Source organism: Methanococcoides sp. (assembly GCF_030594565.1).
In the GTDB taxonomy this organism is placed as follows: Archaea; Halobacteriota; Methanosarcinia; order Methanosarcinales; family Methanosarcinaceae; genus Methanococcoides; species Methanococcoides seepicolus.
Genome location: NZ_JAUVEY010000143.1, coordinates 1 through 5393 on the forward strand (window position 1 = coordinate 1; position 5393 = coordinate 5393).

General features: G+C 46.7%; 7 protein-coding genes and 1 pseudogene. 6 read left to right on the plus strand and 2 right to left on the minus strand.

Annotated elements, in window-relative coordinates; genetic code table 11:
* From QAS77_RS10130 to comE, 6 genes and pseudogenes are all read left to right on the plus strand, one after another.
* Positions 1-283 (plus strand): annotated as a pseudogene (locus QAS77_RS10130) (cysteate synthase); the annotation flags it as partial.
* Complete coding sequence (locus QAS77_RS10135) at positions 284-1048, plus strand: ATP-binding cassette domain-containing protein (protein WP_305065367.1); 765 nt, start codon at positions 284-286, stop codon at positions 1046-1048. It begins immediately after the preceding pseudogene.
* Entirely contained in the window at positions 1045-1743 is a 699-nt protein-coding gene (locus QAS77_RS10140; RefSeq protein WP_305065368.1) for a GTP-binding protein, read from the plus strand. Before QAS77_RS10135 ends, QAS77_RS10140 begins: the two co-directional genes overlap by 4 nt.
* Before the next feature lie 3 nt (positions 1744-1746).
* On the plus strand, positions 1747-2373 hold the full coding sequence (locus QAS77_RS10145) for a (Fe-S)-binding protein (RefSeq protein WP_305065369.1): 627 nt from the start codon (positions 1747-1749) through the stop codon (positions 2371-2373).
* A 5-nt stretch (positions 2374-2378) separates the two neighbouring features.
* The gene (comD, locus tag QAS77_RS10150) at positions 2379-2876 is read left to right on the plus strand and encodes a sulfopyruvate decarboxylase subunit alpha (RefSeq protein ID WP_250867906.1); all 498 of its coding nucleotides are present in this window, start codon (positions 2379-2381) and stop codon (positions 2874-2876) included.
* A complete protein-coding gene (gene comE, locus QAS77_RS10155; RefSeq protein ID WP_250867907.1) occupies positions 2873-3442 on the plus strand; it encodes a sulfopyruvate decarboxylase subunit beta in 570 nt (189 codons plus the stop codon). Before comD ends, comE begins: the two co-directional genes overlap by 4 nt.
* Here comE and QAS77_RS10160 read toward each other — a convergent pair.
* Together QAS77_RS10160 and QAS77_RS10165 are read right to left on the minus strand one after the other, a co-directional pair.
* The gene (locus tag QAS77_RS10160) at positions 3405-4688 is read right to left on the minus strand and encodes a methanogenesis marker 16 metalloprotein (RefSeq protein WP_305065372.1); all 1284 of its coding nucleotides are present in this window, start codon (positions 4686-4688) and stop codon (positions 3405-3407) included. The genes comE and QAS77_RS10160 overlap by 38 nt on opposite strands.
* A gap of 20 nt (positions 4689-4708) precedes the next feature.
* A partial coding sequence (locus QAS77_RS10165) for a potassium channel protein (protein ID WP_305065374.1) occupies positions 4709-5393 on the minus strand: 685 nt, incomplete at its 5' end.

A 5393-nucleotide genomic window follows, 5' to 3' on the forward strand; every position in this document is an offset into this window, starting at 1 on the left:
AGCTGACGAGGCAAGAAAGCTCTTTGAAGAGAACGAAGGCATTGACCTGTTACCTGCTCCTGCAATTGCCTGTGCAGCCATTATGAAAGCTTTGGAAAAAGGCGAGATAAAGGCCAATGACAGTATTGTTCTGAACATTACCGGAGGGGGGCAGAAACGACTGGAAGAGGAACTACCAACTAGACGGTTGAATGTTGATCTTGCAGTATCCCCTGATGACATCGACGCAGAGAACAAGATATTGGAAAAGGTTGCTGAACTTTTAGAGAACGGAGGTTATTGAATGAACAGTACCATCAAACTGACCATACTGGGTGGCGTTGATAAAACAGGGATCGAAGAACCTGTAAAGATCGTTGAAGTGAACCCCGGAGATATTCTGGGAATAGTCGGACCTACCGGATCCGGAAAGAGCACACTTATCGATGACATTGAGCAACTCGCACAGGGTGATACACCTACCGGACGCAGAATATTGATAAACGATACCGAGCCTGAGATGGGACTCAGAGTAGACCCACGCCGGAAACTGATAGCACAGCTTTCCCAGAACATGCATTTCCTTGCTGATATGACCGTTTCGGAATTCCTCCAGATGCATGCCAGAAGTCGTGGAAAGGACCCGGAACTTATGCATCGTGTCATCGAACTGGCAAACCGCCTCACAGGAGAGCCGATACATGAAGATGAACAACTTACGGTCTTAAGCGGTGGACAATCCCGCTCCCTTATGACAGCGGATATTGCGGTCATCAGTGATTCCCCTATCGTGCTTATCGATGAGATCGAGAATGCGGGCATCAAGAAACAGGAAGCACTAAGCTTACTATCCGGTGAAGGAAAAATAGTAGTGGTAGTGACACATGATCCGGTACTTGCACTAATGGCATCCCGCAGGATAGTCATCAAAAATGGCGGAATGTGTGATCTCATAACCACAAGTGCTGAAGAAAAAGAGATGTGTAACCGTGTTTCAGAGGTAGATGACTGGCTTATGGACCTGCGTGAGATCATAAGGCGCGGAGATCTAGTGGAAGGTGTGGCATGAAACTTGTAGTAGTTGCAGGAACCCCGGGTTCCGGAAAAACGTCAGTATTACTGCATACGATAAAGGCATTGATAAGAAGAGACAACAACCCGGCTGTTGTTAAGGTGGATTGTCTCTGGACAGATGACGATAAAAGATTTGGAAGGCTTGGAGTTCCCATACGTGTAGGCCTTGCAAAAGATATGTGTCCTGACCATTTTACCATATATAACACCGAGCCAATGCTCAAATGGGCAGAAGAAGAAGGTGCCGATGTGTTGCTCAATGAGACCGCAGGATTGTGCCTGAGGTGTGCACCATATCCGGACTCCTGCCTTGCTGTCTGCGTAATCGATGTTACCACAGGCCCGAACACACCTTTGAAAGTAGGACCACTACTGACAACCGCCGATGTTGTGGTGATGACAAAAGGAGATATTGTCTCACAGGCAGAACGTGAAGTGTTCAGAGAGAGAGTTTTGGAAGTTAATCCTGATAGCATGGTCATCGAAGCCAACGGCCTTACAGGCAAAGGTTCTATCGAACTTGCCGAGCTGATAGAAAACAGCGTCGAAACAAGAGAGGGCATGGAGTTGCGATACAGTCCACCGCTTGCCATCTGTACACTTTGCAGTGGCGAAAAACGTGTGGAACGTAAGTATCACATGGGAGTTCTACGACATCTGGACGGTTTCATGGAATACAAGGGGGAATGAGCATTGGAAGAGATATTGGAACTCCTTCCGGGATATAATTGTGGCAAATGCGGATACCAACAATGCCGGGACCTTGCTGTGAACATGAGAACAGCCGATGATATTGGTCGTTGCCCGTTCATGGGAAAACAGCAATTCACAAAGAACAGGAAGAAGTTGAAAGAACTTCTGAAGACAACGGTCAAACGGCTGGACATTGTTGGCGTTATTGACGGACTTGAAGCTGATTTCACCCTTGCACCGCTTGAAGGTGAGCCAACCTGCAGAGAAGACATTCACCCCATAGACGGCACCGAGCTTAAAGCAGGCGACTTTGTAAGATATAGACCCCTTGGCTGTCCGATAACACATTTCGCAAAGGTGCTTGTGTCGGAAAGAGGGATGACCACAATTCACATGGTCGGTCCACAGCAACGCCTCGGAAATGAGGATATTGAATTCATTGATGCAGGGATCTGCCTGATATTCGCTTTTGACGGAAAGATAGAGCAAGGGCGTATCCCAAAGGTCGCTGAGACCGTGAAGTTCATCCCCACACTCTGCATGATGCAAAAGGTGCACTCCGGTATTGTTGTCGGCATAGAGGATAGGAACATAAGGATAGAAGCTATCGATCTTAAGGTGTGGTGATACAAATGGATGCCAGTGTAGCAGTGTTTGACGGTCTAAAAATGACAGGAGTAGACTTTGTGGTGAGTGTTCCTTGCATCAACCTAAAAGAAATATTCCCCATGATCGATGATGATCCTACAATGCTACATATTCCGGTCACGCGTGAAGAGGAAGGTGTGGGCATCTGTGCCGGAGCTTACATGGGAGGAAGGATCCCCGCAATGCTAATGCAAAATTCGGGACTCGGAAACTCGATCAATGCTTTGGCATCATTGAACAACCTTTTTCAGATCCCACTACTCCTTATAATGAGCCACAGGGGTTGTGAAGGTGAGACCATTTGTGCACAATACCCAATGGGACAAATGACACCTTCATTACTTGATACCCTTGACATACCATACATCGTCCCCACCATCGATACTGTGGAAGACGCAATACACTATGCGTGGAGAATAGCCATTGAAAAAAAGAGACCGGTAGCAGTTCTTCTTGAGATCGGGTTCTGGGAGGCAGAATGAGACGTTTCGATGCCATTAAAGCGATAGTCCAAAAGGTAGAAGATAAAGATTCACTCCTCATCTGCAATATTGGATACCCTTCCCGTGAACTACATGATCTGAAAGACAGGAGTGCGAATTTCTACATGCTGGGTTCAATGGGACTTTCATCATCCATCGGCCTTGGAGTTGCCCTTTCAGTTCCCAACCGACATGTCATAGCAATAGACGGGGACGGTTCGGTCCTGATGAACATGGGAAGTCTTGCCACTATTGCACACCAGCACCCTGAAAATTACCTTTTGGTGGTGATAGATAATGGAGCCTACGGTTCTACCGGAGACCAGCTCACAGCCACAGCTCTTGGTACCGATCTCGCAATCGTTGCAAAAGGAGCTGGTATCGATGAAGTTCATAATACTTTCAGCGAAGAGGAATTCAGGGAGAAACTAAAAAATGTTGACAGGGGAGTAATTGTGGTGCACGTTGATGCAGGAAATTCAAAAGTTCCTGTGATACACCTGACCCCTGAAAAGATAATCGAAAGGTTCATGTCCGAATGCGCTCGACCATCGATGTCATCCTGAAAGAACCATCAAGTATCTGTTCTTTTAGCTTTTCAGATAATTCCAGAGCCCTTTTCTTATCAGATTGACGCAGGACTATAGGAACATTTGTGGACTCCCCTCCAAGCTCAAAATTGATGGAACCAAGATTGGCAGTGTAAACATCGGTCACACACAGAGTGGAACAAAGACCGCAATTGAAACATGTGTACCGGTCAAGTTTGACCTCACCATCCTCAAAGCTGATAGAAGCCATGGGACACATCTCCGCAGGTTCACACAAAGTACAGCCAATGCATTCATTCGGGCTGAAGTCTATCGCAAGGTCCGTGCCTTCCCATACATCACCATAGTCAGAATAACCAACACATGCTCTTTTATCAACGGCCATTACCGGCATCTTAAGCTGCCTGTCACGTTCCTTTATCGATTCGAGCACTGAATCACTTGTCACAGGAACAGGCACAGACCAGGAAACAATACATTCCGGACCGGCTGAAGTGAAAAAGCCGCCCATGTATTCAGGGTTCATCCCATGCATATCCGCAAAGGCAGTAAGGTTAGGTTTTTCCGCACTGCTGCGGGTCCCGGATCCCATTATGAAACCTTCTGAACCGTTCATGAGCATACGTGTCCCAATCCCAATGGATTCCAGGAGAGGATCGTTCTTCACAGGATTTATCTGACCACAACCGGAAATAGTAGCCTCGGTAAGTTTTGGTCCAAACTCCATTGCATGGAATATGCTGGCTGCCGGCTCATCCGAAGTGTTCACAAATGCGGAATAGTTCTTGAAAGCATGCCTTGTACCGTAAAGCATGGCATATGGCATATCATCAAGTGTTACCTGTGTCTTGAACGACTCGCCTTTATCAGTAACTACTTTGACCTCCACAGACATTCTCTCTGCAAGATCACGGAAAAGATGACCTGCCCCATAACGTGAGTCATCTACACTATGGTCTGTACCGAAAAGCATCAGGTCAAGAATACCAAGCCGTTCGTTCGGGCAGGGACCAACGTGTGCAGGCACACCATTCATATAGACTTCTTTTGCACGTAAGAAACTGTGTGAAGACTCCACCGGAAATGACAGGATGGCGTATGTACCACTCATTATGGCACGTGTGGCTGCTGTCACGACATCCACATCTTCAGCTCTTATATCTTCCCCACTATCCACAAGATCACAGACCTGTTGAGCAGTAAGCACAACTGCATCTCCTTTTTCGATCTTGCGATTTATCTGTTCAATACTTTGTTCCATGAGATCACCTGATTATTCTGTTAAATATCCCCACCTACAAAGAGAGGTGTTACCTTTGATATCATTTCTGGTGAGCCCATGAGTACAAGCACATCACCTGAGATCAGAACAGTATCTGCATCAGGATTCGCTATGACCTCCGAACTTCTCCTTATAGCAAGCAAGGTGACACTGTACTTTTTCCTGAGATCTAGCTGTAATAGGTTTTTCCCAGCTGCAAAGGAGGATGCTCGCACTCTCAGATTGGTAATATCCATTTCCGGCAGATCGATCTCCATGTCATAGATGCTCATGGAACCTGACAGTGTCCTGAACATCTCATATCCATCTGAACGGATCTCCGAGATGAACTTCTCGATCTCGTCCTTGGGAATGAGGTACCGCTTCATCAAACGCACGAATATTTCTATAGAGGTCTCAAATTCTTCAGGTATCACCTCGTTGGCACCCAGCTCATAAAGCGGCTCCATTTCCTGAAGATACTGGGTACGTGCGATAATATGGATATTGGGATTCATCTTACGTGCCAATGAAATGGCCCTTCTTGTGCCTGCAGGGTCAGAGATACAAACGACCATTACTCTCGCATCTTTGATATCCGCATGCTCCAGAACACCCTGCTGGGAAGAATCACCATAATAGATGAGCTCGCCTTTTAGCTGCTCCTTCCTGACCGTTTCAGGGTTCGTGTCAAGGATAAGATAA

Excerpts from the sequence above, each read along its gene's own strand:
- QAS77_RS10135 (WP_305065367.1), top strand. The coding sequence starts at position 284 with ATGAACAGTACCATCAAACTGACCATACTGGGTGGCGTTGATAAAACA.
- QAS77_RS10140 (WP_305065368.1), top strand. The coding sequence starts at position 1,045 with ATGAAACTTGTAGTAGTTGCAGGAACCCCGGGTTCCGGAAAAACGTCA.
- comD (WP_250867906.1), top strand. The coding sequence starts at position 2,379 with ATGGATGCCAGTGTAGCAGTGTTTGACGGTCTAAAAATGACAGGAGTA.
- comE (WP_250867907.1), top strand. The coding sequence starts at position 2,873 with ATGAGACGTTTCGATGCCATTAAAGCGATAGTCCAAAAGGTAGAAGAT.
- QAS77_RS10160 (WP_305065372.1), bottom strand. The coding sequence starts at position 4,688 with ATGGAACAAAGTATTGAACAGATAAATCGCAAGATCGAAAAAGGAGAT.